The sequence below is a fragment of the Aminobacter sp. NyZ550 genome (genome assembly GCF_025628925.2).
Taxonomy (GTDB): domain Bacteria; phylum Pseudomonadota; class Alphaproteobacteria; order Rhizobiales; family Rhizobiaceae; genus Aminobacter; species Aminobacter ciceronei.
On record NZ_CP114191.1, the window covers coordinates 208,507 to 225,177 of the forward strand.

13 protein-coding genes are annotated in these 16,671 nt (G+C 61.0%); 9 read left to right on the forward strand and 4 right to left on the reverse strand.

Annotation, left to right across the window (positions count from 1 at the left end; genetic code table 11):
• Positions 1–12: 12 nt before the first annotated feature.
• The 5 genes from N7E70_RS28300 to N7E70_RS28320 are packed head-to-tail and all read left to right on the forward strand — an operon-like array spanning position 13 to position 5,000.
• Positions 13–528 carry a ubiquinone biosynthesis methyltransferase UbiE gene (locus tag N7E70_RS28300; protein WP_263008250.1) on the forward strand — a complete coding sequence of 172 codons (516 nt, stop codon included), beginning with the start codon at positions 13–15 and terminating at the stop codon, positions 526–528.
• Positions 525–1,715, forward strand: coding sequence for a class I SAM-dependent methyltransferase (locus tag N7E70_RS28305; RefSeq protein WP_263008251.1), 1,191 nt, complete (start codon positions 525–527; stop codon positions 1,713–1,715). The genes N7E70_RS28300 and N7E70_RS28305 overlap by 4 nt, the downstream gene beginning before the upstream one ends.
• An 8-nt stretch (positions 1,716–1,723) precedes the next feature.
• On the forward strand, positions 1,724–4,081 hold the full coding sequence (locus tag N7E70_RS28310) for a SpoIIE family protein phosphatase (protein ID WP_442866538.1): 2,358 nt from the start codon (positions 1,724–1,726) through the stop codon (positions 4,079–4,081).
• A 4-nt stretch (positions 4,082–4,085) separates the two neighbouring features.
• Positions 4,086–4,643 (forward strand): slr1658 superfamily regulator, encoded by a 558-nt coding sequence (locus N7E70_RS28315; protein WP_067968307.1) that lies wholly within the window; start codon positions 4,086–4,088, stop codon positions 4,641–4,643.
• A gap of 18 nt (positions 4,644–4,661) precedes the next feature.
• Complete coding sequence (locus tag N7E70_RS28320; protein WP_263008253.1) at positions 4,662–5,000, forward strand: slr1659 superfamily regulator; 339 nt, start codon at positions 4,662–4,664, stop codon at positions 4,998–5,000.
• Between the two features lie 91 nt (positions 5,001–5,091).
• On the opposite strand, the gene N7E70_RS28325 is transcribed toward N7E70_RS28320, so the two are convergent.
• The 3 genes from N7E70_RS28325 to N7E70_RS28335 form a co-directional block, all read right to left on the reverse strand.
• The gene (locus N7E70_RS28325; protein WP_263008254.1) at positions 5,092–7,284 is read right to left on the reverse strand and encodes an esterase-like activity of phytase family protein; all 2,193 of its coding nucleotides are present in this window, start codon (positions 7,282–7,284) and stop codon (positions 5,092–5,094) included.
• A gap of 181 nt (positions 7,285–7,465) precedes the next feature.
• Complete coding sequence (locus tag N7E70_RS28330; RefSeq protein ID WP_157097251.1) at positions 7,466–8,374, reverse strand: hypothetical protein; 909 nt, start codon at positions 8,372–8,374, stop codon at positions 7,466–7,468.
• Between the two features lie 260 nt (positions 8,375–8,634).
• Complete coding sequence (locus N7E70_RS28335; RefSeq protein WP_263008255.1) at positions 8,635–9,699, reverse strand: helix-turn-helix domain-containing protein; 1,065 nt, start codon at positions 9,697–9,699, stop codon at positions 8,635–8,637.
• 509 nt (positions 9,700–10,208) lie between these two features.
• On the opposite strand from N7E70_RS28335, the gene N7E70_RS28340 reads away from it, so the two are divergent.
• Together N7E70_RS28340 and N7E70_RS28345 are read left to right on the forward strand one after the other, a co-directional pair.
• Complete coding sequence (locus N7E70_RS28340; RefSeq protein ID WP_263008256.1) at positions 10,209–11,738, forward strand: ABC transporter substrate-binding protein; 1,530 nt, start codon at positions 10,209–10,211, stop codon at positions 11,736–11,738.
• A 66-nt stretch (positions 11,739–11,804) separates the two neighbouring features.
• Positions 11,805–13,430 carry a serine hydrolase domain-containing protein gene (locus N7E70_RS28345; RefSeq protein WP_263008257.1) on the forward strand — a complete coding sequence of 542 codons (1,626 nt, stop codon included), beginning with the start codon at positions 11,805–11,807 and terminating at the stop codon, positions 13,428–13,430.
• Positions 13,431–13,569: 139 nt separating this feature from the next.
• Here N7E70_RS28345 and N7E70_RS28350 read toward each other — a convergent pair whose 3' ends face one another.
• Positions 13,570–15,084: a winged helix-turn-helix domain-containing tetratricopeptide repeat protein gene (locus tag N7E70_RS28350; protein ID WP_263008258.1), complete on the reverse strand. Its 1,515-nt coding sequence runs from the start codon at positions 15,082–15,084 to the stop codon at positions 13,570–13,572.
• Here N7E70_RS28350 and N7E70_RS30970 point away from each other — a divergent pair.
• A complete protein-coding gene (locus N7E70_RS30970) occupies positions 15,074–15,409 on the forward strand; it encodes a DUF1127 domain-containing protein (protein WP_376769265.1) in 336 nt (111 codons plus the stop codon). The genes N7E70_RS28350 and N7E70_RS30970 overlap by 11 nt on opposite strands.
• A gap of 82 nt (positions 15,410–15,491) precedes the next feature.
• Positions 15,492–16,652, forward strand: coding sequence for an MFS transporter (locus tag N7E70_RS28360; RefSeq protein WP_067968282.1), 1,161 nt, complete (start codon positions 15,492–15,494; stop codon positions 16,650–16,652).
• The last annotated feature ends 19 nt before the right edge of the window (positions 16,653–16,671 follow it).

Below are 16,671 nucleotides of genomic sequence, written 5' to 3' on the forward strand. Positions count from 1 at the left end.
TAAGAGGGTGACATGCCTACGAAAGATGCGAATGCGGAACCAAGTTTTCGCACGATGATCCAGGTCGACATGGAGATCGCATCTTTCCTTTCGAATTGGGCGCATTGCGACTACATTTCGAGTTACCTTGCGCGTACTATCAGCCATAACAGACCAGACTCCGTTCTTTTCTCCAATCTCTTTTCGTCCGCACTGAATGAATTGCTGGAGGTCACTTTCAGGACGCGTCATTCTGGCGGAGCACTCGAGTGCAGGTTGTCTCGCTTGGGCGAGACTGACCGAATCGAGTTGACGTTTGCCTGCAGCCGGGAAGAGCACACCTTCCTGGAGGCTGCCATTGCGCGGGTCCAGGGTGCCGACCGGCAGGCGCGTTACCTGAGTTCGCTTTCAGGCGATGTCGCGCCTAGCCGCGACATGATGCTTCTCGAACTGACCGTCAACTACAACGCCACGCTTCGGCTTGAAGAGGTTGATGCCGATACGGTCACGATCGTTGTCGACCTCCCGCTCGGGGGCCTGGCAAATTGACTGCGCACCCTGCCCCTTCCAGTATTTCAGGGCGCTTCAAGGCGCATTTCGACCTGAACAACCAGGAATTCTCGCTTGCCGGGTCGGTACGCCCGCAAACGATTGACGAGCTGGCGCCCAGCCTGGGCCTGCTGAAAGAATCCATCGAAAGCGTCCGCGGCGTGCTTTACATCAACGTCAGACGCCTCGCGCAGATGAACAACACTGCGTTCCATGCCTTTTCACGCGTCATCATCGACGCCTGCCGGGTCAGGCCGGACCTGAGATTTGTCGTCATTACCTCCAGCGTCGTTGGCTGGACGACGCGCAAATTCGGCCGTCTCAGCAAGATCGAGCCGGGTATCACCGTCGAGGAATATGACAGCGAGTTCTACCCCGGCCAGAGCTTCCTAGAAGAGGGTGGGTTCATTCCCATCCTGCGGACCCAGACCAAGATGACCTGGCGTCACGAACGCTCTATCTTGCCGCGTCACGGCATGCGGCCGGGCATCGTCATGGCCGACATCTGCTGCGGCATCGGTGATTTTGCGGTGCTGGTGCAGAAGGAGTTCGAGCCGTCGCGGATCGTCGCCCTCGATCACTCCAAGTCGAGCCTGGCCTACGCCCGCAACGTCGCCAGCGAGTTCGACATCACCGGCATCGAATACACCTATGGCGATGCCTCCGAGATGCTGCTCGATGACGACCAGTTCGATCTCGTCACCTGCCGGCACTCGCTGCAGATCTTCAATCGTCCGGCGCAGATCCTCAAGGAGCTGTTCCGAATCTGCAAGCCGGGTGGCCGGGTCTACATCACCAACGAGAAGAACTCGCACTGCCTGGGCGAACCACGCGGCGAAAGCATCCGCTGGACCTACAACGAGGTAGCCAAACTGTTCGAACATTTCGACATGGACGTCGAGCTCGGGCCCAAGAGCCGGCGCTATCTGGCCGATGCTGGCTTCGACGACATCCGCGTCGAACAGTTCATGGTCACCAATCTCGACGGCGACCCGAAGGACTTTGCCGATATGATCGCGGCATGGGAAGACGTCTATGCCGGCGACATGGCCGTCAAGCGCGGCGATTCCGGCGAGTTCATCAAGCAGTTCAGGCAAGGGTTCAAGGACCACATCTCGGCCGCCCTCCACCCGAAGGGGTATGCCGGTTGGCCAATCTGGGCTGCCTCAGGGCAGAAGCCACTATGAGCACGGACATGCAGGACACCCCTCGTTTCGGACTGCATTCCTTCCGCGCGAAGTTCGTGCTGGTGGTGGGCGGAGCAGTGCTGTTCGACCTGCTGATGAGCGGCGGCCTGGCGCTGTGGAACGTGCAGCGGCTGTCCCAGGACGCGACCTCCGAGGTCGGCGCCGGCCTGACGACGGCAAACCAGGAGTATATCCGCTCCTATGCCGAGTCGACGGCGTCGCGGGTCGACCTGTTGCTCGACCGGGTCCATGCCGACGTCAAGACGCTTGCCGGCGTCATACAAGGGCAGATCGACGACCCTGACCGGCAGAAGCAGGTCGGCGCCACGCTGGCAAACCAGGCCGCAGCCTCGGTGAATGTGGTCTATGACACCAAGGGACAGTGGGCGCAGAACCTGCCAGGCGCACCTTCCGTGGTCAGCGTCTGGGGTTACCTGCTTGGCCCCGACCACAAGCCGCTGCCGGCGGTCCAGGATGAGATTGAAAACAGCGCGGTGCTCGACCTCGTCGCGCCTAGCCTGCTGACCAGCGGTTCGTCAAAGCTGCAGATGTATTACATTGGCCCGAAGGAGCGCCCGATCTTCAGGACGGCGCCTTATACGGACCAGGCGCAGACTTTCGATCGCCTCTATCCCGGCCACAACAATTCGGAATTCTGGGAGTTCTTTTTCCCCGGCATCTATGGCTCGTGGCAGAAATGGGCGCTCGATCCGGCGTCGCGTTTCATCCCTGACAACGACATCACCCAGACCGCGCCCTATACCGACGCGATCACCGGCAAGCTGATCGTCAGCTTTTTCCATCCGCTGTGGACGCGCGACCGCACGGGCGTGGCAGGTGCCGCCGGCGCCGATATCACCCTCGACCAGCTCGCCGAGATCGTCGAGAACGTCAAGATCGCCGAAACGGGTTTCGGCTTCCTCACGATGCCGAACGGCAATGTGGTCGCCATCAACGCGAAGAGCGAAGCGACGATCGGGCTGGTTTCCTCAAATGAAAAGGGCACGGACGGGGTTACCGGCCTCGAGCGCTCTCTGCGTGCCAGCACCCAACCAGCGATCGCAACCCTCGACCTCGACAGCAGCAATGACGGTGCGATTCAGCATGTCCTCTTGGAGAAGGACGGGGAGGACGTCCCTTACATCGTTGTCCTGAAGGGGCTGAAGCCGACAAACCTATGGACCACCGGGCCTATCGAAAAACAGGCGATGTCGGTCGGCATCGTCGTGCCCGAGCGCGAGATCTATGCTGCGCTGTTTGCAGCGCAGGACAGCATTTCGAAGGCGACCAACCGGATTCTGCTTTATCAGCTCCTGGCCATCATCGTTTCACTGATGATCGTGTTTGCCGCAGTGTTTGGCTTGTCCAAGCGCATCACGGCAGGCCTCAGCGCGCTTGCAGCTGGCGCCAGGAGGCTGCAGGCAAAGGACTATTCCGTCCGCGTCAACATCCCGTCGAAGGATGAGGTGGGCGAGGTCGGTGTGGCCTTCAACCGCATGGCCGAGCAGATCAGCTTCCACACAGAGAACCTCGAGCAGCTGGTTGACGCGCGCACCAGGGATCTCGAAGACGCCAATGTCGAAATCTCGACGCTCAACGAAAAGCTGCGCAGCGAAAATGTGCGGCTCGGCGCCGAACTCGACGTCGCGCGCCAGATCCAGATGATGGTGCTGCCCAAGCCACGCGAACTGGCGCTGATCCCGGGTATCGAGATCGCGGCCTACATGCGGCCGGCAGACGAGGTCGGCGGCGACTATTACGACGTCCTACAGGATGGGCACCGCCTGAAGATCGGCATTGGCGACGTCACTGGACACGGTCTCGAGAGCGGCGTGCTGATGCTGATGGTGCAGTCGGTGGCACGCGCGCTGCAGGAGACCGGCGAGGACAATCCCCGCCAGTTCCTCGACCGCTTGAACCGCGCCATCTTCAAGAACCTGGAGCGCACCAACTCCGACAAGCACCTGTCACTGGCCTTCCTCGACTATGAAGACGAGCGCCTGGTTCTGTCGGGTCAGCATGAAGAGGTGCTTGTCGTCCGCGACGGGGGCAAGGTCGAGCGCATCGACACGCTCGACCTCGGCTTGCCGGTCGGCCTCGAACGGGACATCTCGCCGTTTGTCGCCACTCGCAACATCCCGTTCAGCAGCGGCGACGTCATCATTCTTCACACCGACGGCGTGACCGAGGCTGAAGGAACGGGCGGCAAACTGTTCGGCCTCGACCGGCTCAGCGAAAGTGCACGATCACGCTACGGTAGCAGCGCGGAAGAGATCAAGAGCGGAATTGTCGACGACCTGATGGCGTATATCGGCACACGGAAGATACACGACGACATTACACTCGTCGTCATGAGGCACAGGTGAGCACATGACAACTATGTATGGACCGGCCGACATTGCGATGGGCATGCGGGACAACATCAGCCGCGTCAGGTTGTTTGACGGGCCGCTGGACCTGAAATGGCACCACTGCGCAACGACTTCGGACTTCATCGCTGATCTTTTCGCGCTGCCCTTCCACGCGTCGCGAAACGACTACAAGGAAGTGCGCCACAGCATTGGATACCTCGTCAACGAGCTGATCGAGAATGCCGTGAAGTTTCGCGAGCCGGGCGAGATCATCGTCGAAGCATCGATGGACTCAAACAATTTCAAGGTGAAGGTTTCCAACGTCGTGGCAGACAAGACCGCGATAACGTTTCAGAAGCTTCTCTCCCAGATTACCATAGGAGATCCGGGAGACCTTTTGATCCAGCAAATCGAGGCGAATGCCGCCGACCCCGATGCTACCGGCTCGGGGCTTGGATTGCTGACGCTGATGAGCGACTATGGCGCCAGACTGGCATGGATCTTCAGCCCGGTTGAGTCCAGCAACCGGGTGCACGTCGAGACCTACGCCACGATCCCGATCTCGCAGGCTCACTAGGAAAGAATGAAGGCGCACATGGAAGTAAGAACCGATGACTATCGCGTCTGGACCGAAAACAGCGATATCTATTTCGATGGCTCCATGCGGCTTGCCGGCTCGGAAGCCTATGCGCCGGTGCTGGCTGTCATGACCGCCATTCTGGCTGAAAAGCCTGAGACGATGACGCTCAACCTGACCGACCTCGAGTTTCTCAACTCATCCGGCATCAACCTTCTGGCCAAGTTCACCATCGAGGTGCGCAAACACCCAGACGTGCAGCTCGTCGTGCGCGGCAGCTCCGAGATCCCATGGCAGTCGAAGTCGCTGCCGAACCTGAAAAAGTTGCATCCGGCGCTGGTCTTGCAGATCGACTGAACCTCCGAGCAGCATGTAACTTCCGCTGAGCCGGACCAGAAAAAGCCGCGGCATCAATCCGCGGCTTTTCCGTTTGGCTCATGCCATCTTGTCAGTTGATGGCAGCGATGTTGCCCAGGCGGATGAACAGCGTTTCGCCCGAAGAGTCGTCGACACCATCATTGTCGGTGACGACAAAGGCTTCGCCCGACGCATCGATGGCAAAGCCCTCGACCTTGTCGACGACGTAGCCGTTGCTTGCTTTGAGGTCGGGCAGGAGATCCCGCACCAGGGTCTTTGCCACCACCGGCAGTTCGCCACCGAGCTTGGCCGGCTTGAAGCCATCGAGCGCCACTGAATAGATGCGCTTGTTGACAGCTTCCTGGCCGATCAGATTGTCGCGTTCGACGATGAACAGCTTGCCGTCATGGGCGGTGATTTCCGACAGGCCGACCCAGCCCTTCTCGGTCTTGTCGAGGGGATAGCGGACCGCCGACCATTCGTTGTCCTTGGGCTTGTAGGCCAGGAGCTTGACCTGGCCCTTGGGGTCGTCTGCCCATTCGCGCTGGATCGCCATGACCAGGGTCAGGTCGTCGCCTTCGCCAAGCGTGGTGATGCCTTCGAGGCCGAAGCGTGTCTCGTGCGCCAGCAGCTCGGCCGGGAACGCGATCTCTTCCTTGATCTCACCCTTGGCGTTGACGTTGAAGATGGCGTGCGGGGTCAGCTTGTCGGTACGGCCTTCGGAGGCGAGCCAGAAGCCGCCCTTGCCATCCGGTGCCAGGCCTTCGAGATCAAGCTTCTGCGCCGGTTTGCCGTCACGCGTGACGACGGTCTTTGCGGTGATCAGGGCAGGGGTCTTGGTCGTATCGACGGTGAAGATCGCCGGCGCCGAGCGGTAGACCGAGTCCGACACCGCATAGAGCTTGCCGGCTTCCTTGGGATCGGCGGCGAAACCCGAAAGTGCGCCCCAGCCGAGCGGCGTGCCGTCTTCGTTGGGAGCTGCCACGATCTGCGGATAGTTGGCTGCACCTTCGCCGAGTTCATAGACCATGACATGCGAACGTGCGAGGCCGTCCTCGACGAGATCCGTCTCGTTGGCAGTGACCAGCAGGTTGCGCTGCGGGATGGCGACGAGGCCCTCGGGGCCGATGCCCGAGGGCAGCAGCTGGACGAATTCCGGCTCCTTGCCGGTGTCTCTGTAGACGCCGATCAGCGACGCCCGCTCGGCGGCAACGAAGATGTATTTCTGGCCGCCGAACTGGGCGAACTCCAGGCCTTCCGGCTCAATGCCCTTCTTGTTGCGGGCGTCGGGATAGTGACCGGCGGCGGCGGCCTGGTATTCGAAGGATGGCCCGGACTCGTAGAGCACTTCGCCTGACTTGGAGAAGATGGTGAAGCCGCGCGCACCGCCCTTGTAGTCGCCTTCATTGGCAACGACGAGACGATCATTGTCGAGCCACTTCACCGCGTCGGGTTCGCGCACAGCGTTCTCGACCTTGCCGGTGAAGCTGAGCGCCCCATCCTTCTTGGTATCGACGTTTTCGAGCGTCACTTCGCCTGCCGAAAAATGCGAGACGACCTTGCCCGATGCTGCATCCACGATGGCGATGTGGTTGTTTTCCTGCAGCGTGACGGCGATCTCTCCAGCTTCGTTGAAGGCGACGAATTCCGGCTCCGGATCTTCCGGCGCAACCGCTGCGATACCGGTCAGGTCGACCGTCCTGATCGACGCACAGTCGGCGGTACCGTCCTTCAACGAGACGATCTTCAGATTGCCGGCCGGCAGCTGCGGCAGCGCACCTTCGTTCAGCTCTTCGTCGCGCTCGTTTTCGATCGCAATGGCGAGGAACTTGCCATCCTTGCTCAGCGCCACCGAGTCCGGCTGGCCGCCAAGATCGCAGGAGGCGTCGATTGCCTTGGAGGCGAGGTCGATAATGGTCAGGTTGCCCGAAGGCTCCTGCTTGGTCTTCGATGTGTTGACGCCGGCGAAGACCTTGCCGCCCAGGACCGTGACGGAAGTCGGCTCGCCTTCGATCTTGACGATACCGGCAGCCTTCGGCGCCTTGGCGTCGGTGATGTCGATGAAGCCGACGGCGCCGAGCGGGCTGTCGGAGTAGACCAGCGTCATGCCGTCTTCGGTCGCGGCGATGATCTCCGACGAGGTCAGGGTCGCGGCGTCGACGCCAGCCGGCAGATTGGTTGCGACCGGGAAGGTGGCGATCCGGTTGAACGCCTGGTCGGCATAAGCGGGGATGGCTGCGGACGCCGCCAGCGCGGACGTCAAAAGCAGGAGCTTGCGTGACATGGGAAACCTCTTTGCCTGAACGGAATTGCGGTCCTCGTTTGGGGCAATGAGATTTCAGCGCGATGACAACAGCATGATGGTTTCATGACAGATGCGACGAGCGCCGAACGATGGTGAGGGGGTATTGCATTGCCGCGAAAGACCTCCCGGGCGACGAGCGCCGCCCGGGAGTCTTTGCAGGTCAGGATGGGGTCGACCACTGGCCGCCCTTGTAGAGGCGGGTGGCGGTGTTGGTCGAGGTGAGGTCGATCTCGGTGGACATGGAGCGAGCCGAACTGAACATCGTCGAGGTGGCGATGTCCTGCTGGAACCACACCATCACGGTGTCGATCGGGGTCAGCGTCACCGAGCCCTGAACCATGCCGCTGGGCGCCACGTAGAGCGGCGTCGTCTGCTGGACGCCGTTCAGCGTCGAGATCTGGCTCAGCGCCGGGTGGATCAGGCCGAACTGGTTCTGCATGGAGACACCGGTGACTGGACCGCCGGTCGCCGGCGGCTGCAGGATACCGTTCGTGTCGAGCAGGCATTGCTGGCCGAGGCCGAGCGCCCGCTGGTTGGTTGTCGCCGTGACCGTCACCGTGTCGGCGAAGACATTGGTACCGAACAGCGAGAATTGAGGCGTCCACGAGAAGGCAGTGCTGTAGACATATTTGGTCAGCGACTGCCAGACGACGTTGTAGCTGCCGCCGTCGCTGCCGGAGGCGACCTTCTTGGCAAAGCACATGGCGTAGTTGTTGGTCTTGAGCGTGGCCAGGTCATCGAGATCGACAAGGATTGTCACTGCCTTGGACACCGCGTCCAGGGCCGCGTAGAAGCTCGCCAGGCTCTGCCGTGCGACATCCCGTTCGTAGGTCTCCACCTCGTCGGCCGCCGCCGCGCTGAAGGTCGCGTTCTTGCCGTTGACCGCAGTGCAATTGCACAGGTCGCCGGTCACCGACTGGCCTTGCCTGATGTCGTAGGTGTTTCCGCTGGTGACGGACCCTGACGACAAGGTAACCGTGAACGGCTCGTCGGTGCTGACGGTGCCGTCACCATTGGCGATCTTCGTCCATGTATTCCCGACCTTCTTGTAGATGTGCAGCTTAGCCATTTTGGCCTCCTGGAACTATGGTTGACAAAAATCAGACACAACAGAAATCGCCGCGAAGCGCGCCTAAATTCCACGAAACACTTAGAATTTTTGTTTAGCTCCAAGAATATTTCGTAGTATTTTAAGTAACCTTTCGCCACGCCGCTAAATATAATCTGTCGCAATTTCGGAGGCCCGTCCTCCGGCTGGCGTCCCAAAAACATGTCTGTCTGTCCCAGCAAGCTCTGCTGGCTCTCCACCGCGAGGCGCCTGTGGGTAGGTCACCCAGCCATCAACTCTTTGAGCCAATGCTCCAACTGATTACCGCCCGGTGCGGGAGAGGCGACCGCGAGCCATTCAGCATCTCCGCGCTTGCTGGCAGCGCGTGCGGCACGGGGCGAACTGCCGAAGGCGTCGTGGAAAATCCGGCTGAAATGAGCCTCATTCCTGAAGCCGAGATCGTAGGCGATGTCGCCGATACGCCTATGGCGAAGGGCCGGGCTGCAGATGTCGAGCAGCGCGCGGCGAAGGCGGCGGCGGCTGATGTAGTGCCTGACGCCGCCAGATGTCTCGAACAACCGATAGAGTTGGCTTCGCGAAATGAGGAACGCTGAGGCCAGTTCTTCGGGCGCCAGTTCCGGCTGATGCAGCCGCTCTTCGATGTAACCTCGGATGGACCGCATGAGACCGCCGTGAGACGTCGTCGTGGGCGCCGGATACGAGACGGCGCCGATGCCCAGGCATGTGTCGGCCAGGTTCGCCGTCACCCGAGCGAGCGCCACCGCCTCGTGGAGCCATAGCCGTGGCGCCGTCTGGCACAAGGTCACGATGTGCTGCCCAAGCAGACCGCCAACCGGGGTGTCCCGCAACAGAATGCGGCCATGCTGCCTGTCCAGTTCGCCGGTGGTCGGCGACAGGAGCGATCGCGGCAACACAAGGCTTACGCTTTCGCTGGCATAGGCGACGAAATCGAGCGGGCTTGCCAGGTCGACGATCCCGACATCGAGATGGTTCAGTCGCCTGTTCTCGCCGGCGCGCCTGAGATGGCCGCCGCCCTGGCTGCAGACATGGATGAAAAGATGATCCAAGTCATCGCGCAGGGTCCAGGCATCGGATCGCGAGTAGCGCACGGCATCGCTCTTTCCGTGCAGAACCAGCGCCAAGCCTAGGTGGTAAACGGTCAGCGAGGCGAAAAAACCATGCTCTCGCCGATGAAACGGCCGCGTCACCCTGAACAGCGACGCCAGAAGCTGTTGCCAAGATTTAAAGCTATCAGAGTCCGTATCACCTGAGACTGAATAATTGAGAGTCTGTACTTTTGAGCCATTCGCACCTGTCTGTTGCATCTCGGGAAAGATACTTGACGCGACCACACCGCACCCCCATGCGACCTATGGAGGTGATCAATTATCAAACTATCCTCTATTCATGAAGTTGCTTTTAAGATGCACATAAATTTAAGTATATATATACAATATATCTCGGCAGGTTCGACCATGGCAGAAAGACCAGACGCAGGCCATGTCGCCTGGCGATATCGAGATCCAGCCGCGGTCCAGGCATCAGCTCCACCAGATCAGGGACCGCTGACGCGGCGCCGCTCCACAACCGAAGCGCAACGCCAAGCTTCACGGCCGTGTGGGCGTGGGCACGCCGTTCCATGCCATCAGGGCCGGTCTTAACCGGGCGAACCTCCGCGCCCCGAAGGAGCTCGGCGAAGAGGGATCGACGTGCATTGGCCCAAGCATCAATGCCACTGGATCGGCAGAAATGGTTTGACAACAACCGACAAAAGCCTAGCCTCTAAAATATGGAATATATTCCATTACACTGGAAGTCTGGGAGGACTGGCATTATGACGATGAGACTGGCTCTTGTTTCTGCGTTGGCCGCGCTTTCAACTGCATCTGCGGCTTATGCGGAGCCGACCAAAGGTGGCATCATCAATGTCGCGACGGTTGGAGAGCCACCAACGCTCGACGCGATGATTACGTCGACAGATCTCGTCGGCATGATCAGCCAGCACATCTTCGAGACGCTCTTTACCTTCGACAAGAACTGGAATGTCGCGCCGCTGCTGGCGGAGAGCTTGCCCGAGGTGAACGACGATGGGACCGTGTACACCATCAAGCTGCGCCAGGACGTCGTCTTCCACGACGACACCCAGTTCGACGCCGCAGACGTCGTCGCTTCCCTGGACCGCTGGATGAAGCTCGCAGGCCGGGGTAAGCAGATCGCTCCGACCGTCAAGCAGATCGAGGCTGTCGATCAGTCGACAATTCGTATCACCCTGACCAAGCCCTATTCAGCACTGCCGGCTCTGCTTGCATTCAACAATTCCGCCGCGATCATGCTGCCCAGCGAAAAGCAGGCAGACCCGATGGTCGAGGTCATCGGCACCGGCCCCTATCAACTCAAGGAGCGCAAGCCGGATCAATACATCCAGCTGACGCGCTTTGACAAATACAAGCCGCGCGCCGAGGAAGGCTCCGGTTATGCTGGTGCGAGGATCGCTTATCTCGACGAGATCAGGTTCGTTCCGGCACCGGACGCCTCCACCCGTCTCGAAGGGGCCATTGCGGGGCAATTTGCATATACGGACTCGCTGCCCGTCGAACAAATGGGCCGGCTCGCCGACAGCAAGTCAGAGGCGGTTCTGTTGCAGAACTCCGGTTGGCTGATGATGCGCATGAATGCCAAGCAAGGCGTTCTCGCTGACGTAAAGGTGAGAAAGGCCGTGCAGGCGGCCCTCAGCGAAAGCGATATGCTCGCTGCCGCCTTTGGCGACCCGAAATTCTTTGCTGTCGAGGGCGCAATGTATCCGGAGGGATACCAATGGCATAGCAACGTCGGTGTTGAGGGCAACTATGATGTCGGCGATGCCGATGCAGCAAAGAAGCTGCTCACCGACGCCGGGCTGACGACGCCGACGCCGCTGCGGATTCTGACCAGCCGCCAGTACGAGTTTCATTACAAGATGGCGCTGGTCGCTGCAGAATACCTGAAGCTCGCTGGTTTCGACGTGAAAATGGAGGTCGTCGATTGGGCGACACTGACCCAGCGCATCCTGAATCCTGAATTGTGGGACATCTTCATCACGCACAGCCCGTTCTTGGCTGAGCCGGCGCTGATCAATATCTTTTCTCCAACGGCGGTCGGCTGGTGGAGCACGCCAGAAATTGCGGATGCGATGACGGCGCTGACAGGCACCGCCGATCCGGCGAAGCGCGTTGCTGCTTTTGGCACCGTGCAGTCGCTGATCATGGAGCAAGCACCAATAATCAAGGTTGGAAATTTTAGCGCACTTTCGGCCAAGGCGCCCGGATTGAAGGGTTTCTGGCCGTCTCCTTGGGCCTCGTTCTGGAACGTGTCGCTGGAGAAGTAAGGGACCGCCTGTCCCCGTTCCTCACGGGGACAGGCTTCTTGTCGCGGAATATTAGCGGAACATCAAATGTCTGTTTCTCAGCGTTCGGGATCGCTCGGATCAATCGAAGTCGCATTGCTTGATGCATGTATCTCCGAGGCAGCATCGCCCGACGGCCCCGGCGTCGCCGTAGCTGTTCTGCACAAGGGCCGCCCTGTCTATCAACGGGCGAGGGGGCTTGCCAGCCTGGCCCATCGACTGCCGCTGACGGACCGCTCGGTGGTGCGAATAGCGTCCCAAAGCAAGCAGTTCACCGTGCTGATGATCCTCATGCTGGAGAGTGAGGGCAAGCTTTCGCTCGAAGACGACATACGAGATCACTTTCCATGGCTGCCCGATTGGGGCAGCCGGGTGACGCTTGGCCATCTGGCATCGAACACCAGCGGCATTCGCGACATCCTGGATTCGATGATCATGGCCGGTATTCCAATCACCGCGCCGTCCTCCAGGTCGGCTGCAAAGGCGATCGTCGCACGGCAACAGGGGCTCAATTTCGAGCCCCTGACGGACCTCCTCTACAGCAATTCCAACTTTCTCCTGCTGTCCGAACTGATCGAGAAGGTAACAGGCAAGAGTTTCAACGAGGCGCTTGAGCATTACATCACCGGTCCCCTCGGGATGACTGATACGCAACTGATGGTGAGAGATGACGAAGTCCGTCCCCGTCTGGCGGATCATCACCGGCGTGGGCCACAGGGCCAATGGCTCAAATCTGCCTGGGGCATTGCGATCGGCGGGGAAGGCGGCCTGGTGTCGACCCTGGCGGACATGATCATCTGGCAGCAAAACCTGCGGGAGCCAAAGGTCGGCACAGCCGAGATGATCGAGCGCATGGGAAAGCCCTATGTAACGATCAACGGCGTCGCGTCGCCCTATGGACTAGGCCTCGTCAACACATGCCACAAGGGCGCTCCGCTCGTCGGCCATGGCGGCTGGATCGCCGGCTCGCGTTCGGAATCGTTCCGCAACCTGTCGGAGGACATCTCCATCATCGTCTTGTCCAATCACGATGATTTTTCATCGTTTGGGCTCGCGCGCGACATGCTCGACATCGTGCTTGGCCGCAGCCCCGGCGGCCTGCTCTCGCCGGAAGGCATTGCATCCCTCGAGACCCGTTACGGGTTCTGGCGATCCGACGATGGCGGCCGCGTCTTTGGTCTAGAGGAGTCGGGCGGACTGCCGGCAATCGTCGGCAGCATGGGCGTCTCGGCACTGGAGGAACCGGAAGTGGGTAAGTTCCATGCCCGTGGTTCGCTGCCGGCATTTGTCTTTTCGCTGGAAGCGGACGGATCCATACGAACCGAAACGTTCGGCCGTTCAAGGCGCTATCGACGGGTGGAAGCACCAAGGCAAATCGGGAGCGACCCGTCTGGCACGTACAGCAGCACAGAGAGCGGCTTGACCGCAAGCATCGACAATGTTGACGGCCGCTGGAGCATGCGCGTGACATCGCCTTTTGGCACGGCACGGCTTTCGCTCGATGCATGCGATGCGGACATGTATCTCGCTCGCCCGAGCGAAACCGACATCCACGACCAATGGCGTATCGCGCCCTGGGTGCTGCCGTGGCTCTACAGTGTTCGCATCAGGAGCGACGCGATCGTGCTCAACAGCGATCGCGGTCGTGACGTGGTGCTCACCAGGCTGCGCTAGACACGCGCCGGACGCCTCGAAGTGGCAGGCGGCGTGGCCGAATGTCCGTCAGCGGCCACCACCCTGGCAACAGCAATTGCCGCGTAATCTGTCTTATGGAACTTTACAGACGACATTGCGACAGGTAACTACTTGCGCCTCACTCGGGAAGCCCCGCCTTGCAGAAACCGTCGACGAAATGCGCAAGCGTGGCGGCGTCGCGGAACGGCTCAGTCGCGGCCCAGTGGCGGGTGGTGTAGTCGGGGTTGCCGACAAGAAACAGTTCGGCTTCCGCACGTGCCTCGTCGAGCCTGCCCAGTTGGGCCAAGCTTGCCGCCAGGAAACGGCGCGAGCTCGTGCGATAGGTCTCGTCCTTGAGCAGCGTCTCGGCGGCAGCCTCGTAGTCCCGGGCCGCATACTGCGCCTGGCCAAGCACCAGATAATACCAGCCTGCCGGAAACGGGTTGAGCCGGAACGCCTTGTGGATGTGAGCGAGGCCATCTTCGATCCGTCCTGCAAGGATCGCGATGTCGGAGAGTGCAGCCCAGGTGTCGGCTTCGTTCGGGTCGAGCTCGATCGCTCTGGCGAACTCCGCATCGGCCTCGGCGAAGCTTTTGTCGTAGGCCAGCAGATATGACAGCACCCAGCAGCAGCCGGCGTCGCCGGGATCGAGCGCCACAGCCTTGCGCGCAAGGTTAAGCGCGATCTTGCGGGCGGCTTCCGCCGGTCCGCCGCTGTGCACCCATCCCATCCAATGGTTCATGGCGAGCCAGCGATGGGCCTCGGCGTAACCGGGATCGAGCGAGATCGCGCGCGACAACATCAGATGCGCTTCACGCGCCGCTTGCGGTGAATCGTCCATCAGCTTGCGTGCCCGGACGCACAGATCATAGGCCTCGAGGTTTTTGGGCCGGACGCGCGGTGGCGGGGTGCGCAACCGGCCAAGCAACGCCTCGACGATCTTGCCCGTGACCTCGTCCTGCACGGCGAAGATATCTTCCAGGCTGCGGTCGAAGCGCTCCGCCCAGAGATGATCGCCGCTCACCGCATCGACCAGTTGGACGTTGATGCGCACCCGCCCGGCAGCGCGCCGGGCACTGCCCTCGAGCAGGTAGCGCACACCGAGCTCGCTTGCGATCGTGCGAACATCCATCGCCCTCCCCTTGTAGGCAAAGGACGAGTTGCGCGCGATGACGAACAGGCCTGGAACCCTGGACAGGTCAGTGATCAGGTCTTCGGTCAGGCCGTCCGCGAAAGCCCCCTGCTCTGAACCGTCGCCGACATTGACGAAAGGCAACACGGCAATCGACGGCCTGTCGGGCAGCGGCAAGGGTTTTCGCCCGGCTTCGCCAAGCTGCTCGACCCTGCCCAGGAAGCGGTAGCCGACGCGCGGGACCGTGGAGATCCATTCGCCACCGTCGGCCTTAGGACCGAGCATTTTCCTGAGCTGCGCGATCTGGACGGTGAGATTGCCCTCCTCAACGGTTGTACCGGGCCAGGCCGCGTCCATCAACTCGGCCTTGCCGAGGATCGCGCGCGACCGCCCGACCAGCGCTGCAAGCAGCTTCATCCCGCGATGGCTGACGGCTACGGGATCGTCGTTCCGGAGCAGCGTTCCGGCATCCGGATCAAGCAAGAACGGACCAAAGGCGAAACGCACTCCCATGCAGCGCATCTATAGCCGGTTTGGAAGTTTTTGGAACTATTTGGCGGGACTTAAGGACGACGCCGTTCGTCTTCTGCAGAAGTCATCCTCATCCAGGTCGAAGCTCCAGCACCAGACGGAGGGTGGCATGAACGATATTTGCATGGACACATCTGCCTCCCCTCGAGCGAGATGGGCGGTCCTGCCAGGCACCATAGCCAACTGGCGCTGGCGGATACGCTTCCGCTGGGAACTCGAGCAGAAATTGAAATCCGATTCCCACTTGATCGAGGATATCGGCCTGACGGCACCACAAGTCGAGGCTGAGATCGCCAAGCACTTCTGGCAGGCGTGAAGAAGACCGATGACACCTGACCGCCAATACCCCGAACACCTGCAGAGGAGCCGAGAGTGGCTTGCCCCGTTTCGAGGCCTGCATGACGACCGATAGCGCGACATCGGGGCGAGAGGTCCCATGGGAAGCGATGGCCGGTGTCATCGCCACCGTCACGGTGTTTGCGGTGGCACAGGGGCTGACCTATCCACTGCTCAGTTTCATCCTCGAACGCCAAGGAACAGAGCCGAGCCTGATCGGCCTGTCGGCGGCGATGACGCCGCTGGGCTTCATCGTCTCTTCGCCTGTCATACCCGCGCTGACGCAGCGCATCGGCGCGGGACGGCTTGCGATCCTGTGCTCGATGCTGGCGGCAACGACGCTGATGGCGATCGCCTTGATGCAGGACGTCTGGGCCTGGATGCCGCTGCGCTTCCTGCTCGGCTTCTTCGCCAATCCGCTTTACGTGATCAGCGAAACCTGGCTGCTGGCGATCACGCCGGCATCGCGCCGTGGGCGCATCATGGGCCTCTACTCGTCGATCGTCTCAGGCGGCTTCGCCATCGGCCCGCTATCCCTGGGCTTCGTCGGCACCGATGGCTGGCCGCCCTTCATGGTCGGCATCGTGGCATTCCTTGTCTGCGGCACAATCGTGCTTGCTGTCATACAACGCATGCCAAAGATGGCGCATAACGGCGACGCAGCTTCGATCGGCGGCTTCGTCGCGCTTGCGCCGCTGTTGTTGTTTGCGGTTTTCACCGCCGCAGCCTTCGAGCAGACATTGATCTCCCTGTTTGCGGTTTATGGCGCAGCACTTGGCAGCGCCGAGGGCAGGATCGCTTCGCTGATCACCTGCTTCATCGCAGGAAACGCCCTGCTGCAGATATTGCTCGGACGGCTGGCCGAGCAGTTTGGCGCGGCGCGGACCATGCTGCTCTGTGCGCTGGGGTCCCTGGCCGGCTGCCTGCTTTTGCCGCTGGTCTTCGACGCGTGGCTGATCTGGCCGATGCTGTTTCTATGGGGCGGCGCATCGTTCGGGATCTACACCATGGCGCTGATCCAGCTCGGCGAACGCTTCGCCGGCCAGGCCCTGATCGCCGGCAATGCAGGCTTCGCACTGGCCTGGGGCGTTGGCGGCATCGCGGGCTCGCCCGCGACCGGCCTCACCATGCAACTGATCGGACATCAGGGTCTGCCATTGGCACTGAGCCTGATGAGCGGTGCGTTGGCGCTGTTTCTGCTGTTGGCGCGACGGAGACTGTGACCTCGGTACGAACCGCACG

Excerpts from the sequence above, each read along its gene's own strand:
- N7E70_RS28345 (WP_263008257.1), top strand. The coding sequence starts at position 11,805 with ATGTCTGTTTCTCAGCGTTCGGGATCGCTCGGATCAATCGAAGTCGCA.
- N7E70_RS28320 (WP_263008253.1), top strand. The coding sequence starts at position 4,662 with ATGGAAGTAAGAACCGATGACTATCGCGTCTGGACCGAAAACAGCGAT.
- N7E70_RS28310 (WP_442866538.1), top strand. The coding sequence starts at position 1,724 with ATGCAGGACACCCCTCGTTTCGGACTGCATTCCTTCCGCGCGAAGTTC.
- N7E70_RS28325 (WP_263008254.1), bottom strand. The coding sequence starts at position 7,284 with ATGTCACGCAAGCTCCTGCTTTTGACGTCCGCGCTGGCGGCGTCCGCA.
- N7E70_RS30970 (WP_376769265.1), top strand. The coding sequence starts at position 15,074 with ATGCAGCGCATCTATAGCCGGTTTGGAAGTTTTTGGAACTATTTGGCG.
- N7E70_RS28330 (WP_157097251.1), bottom strand. The coding sequence starts at position 8,374 with ATGGCTAAGCTGCACATCTACAAGAAGGTCGGGAATACATGGACGAAG.
- N7E70_RS28300 (WP_263008250.1), top strand. The coding sequence starts at position 13 with ATGCCTACGAAAGATGCGAATGCGGAACCAAGTTTTCGCACGATGATC.
- N7E70_RS28315 (WP_067968307.1), top strand. The coding sequence starts at position 4,086 with ATGACAACTATGTATGGACCGGCCGACATTGCGATGGGCATGCGGGAC.
- N7E70_RS28335 (WP_263008255.1), bottom strand. The coding sequence starts at position 9,699 with ATGCAACAGACAGGTGCGAATGGCTCAAAAGTACAGACTCTCAATTAT.
- N7E70_RS28340 (WP_263008256.1), top strand. The coding sequence starts at position 10,209 with ATGACGATGAGACTGGCTCTTGTTTCTGCGTTGGCCGCGCTTTCAACT.
- N7E70_RS28350 (WP_263008258.1), bottom strand. The coding sequence starts at position 15,084 with ATGCGCTGCATGGGAGTGCGTTTCGCCTTTGGTCCGTTCTTGCTTGAT.
- N7E70_RS28360 (WP_067968282.1), top strand. The coding sequence starts at position 15,492 with ATGACGACCGATAGCGCGACATCGGGGCGAGAGGTCCCATGGGAAGCG.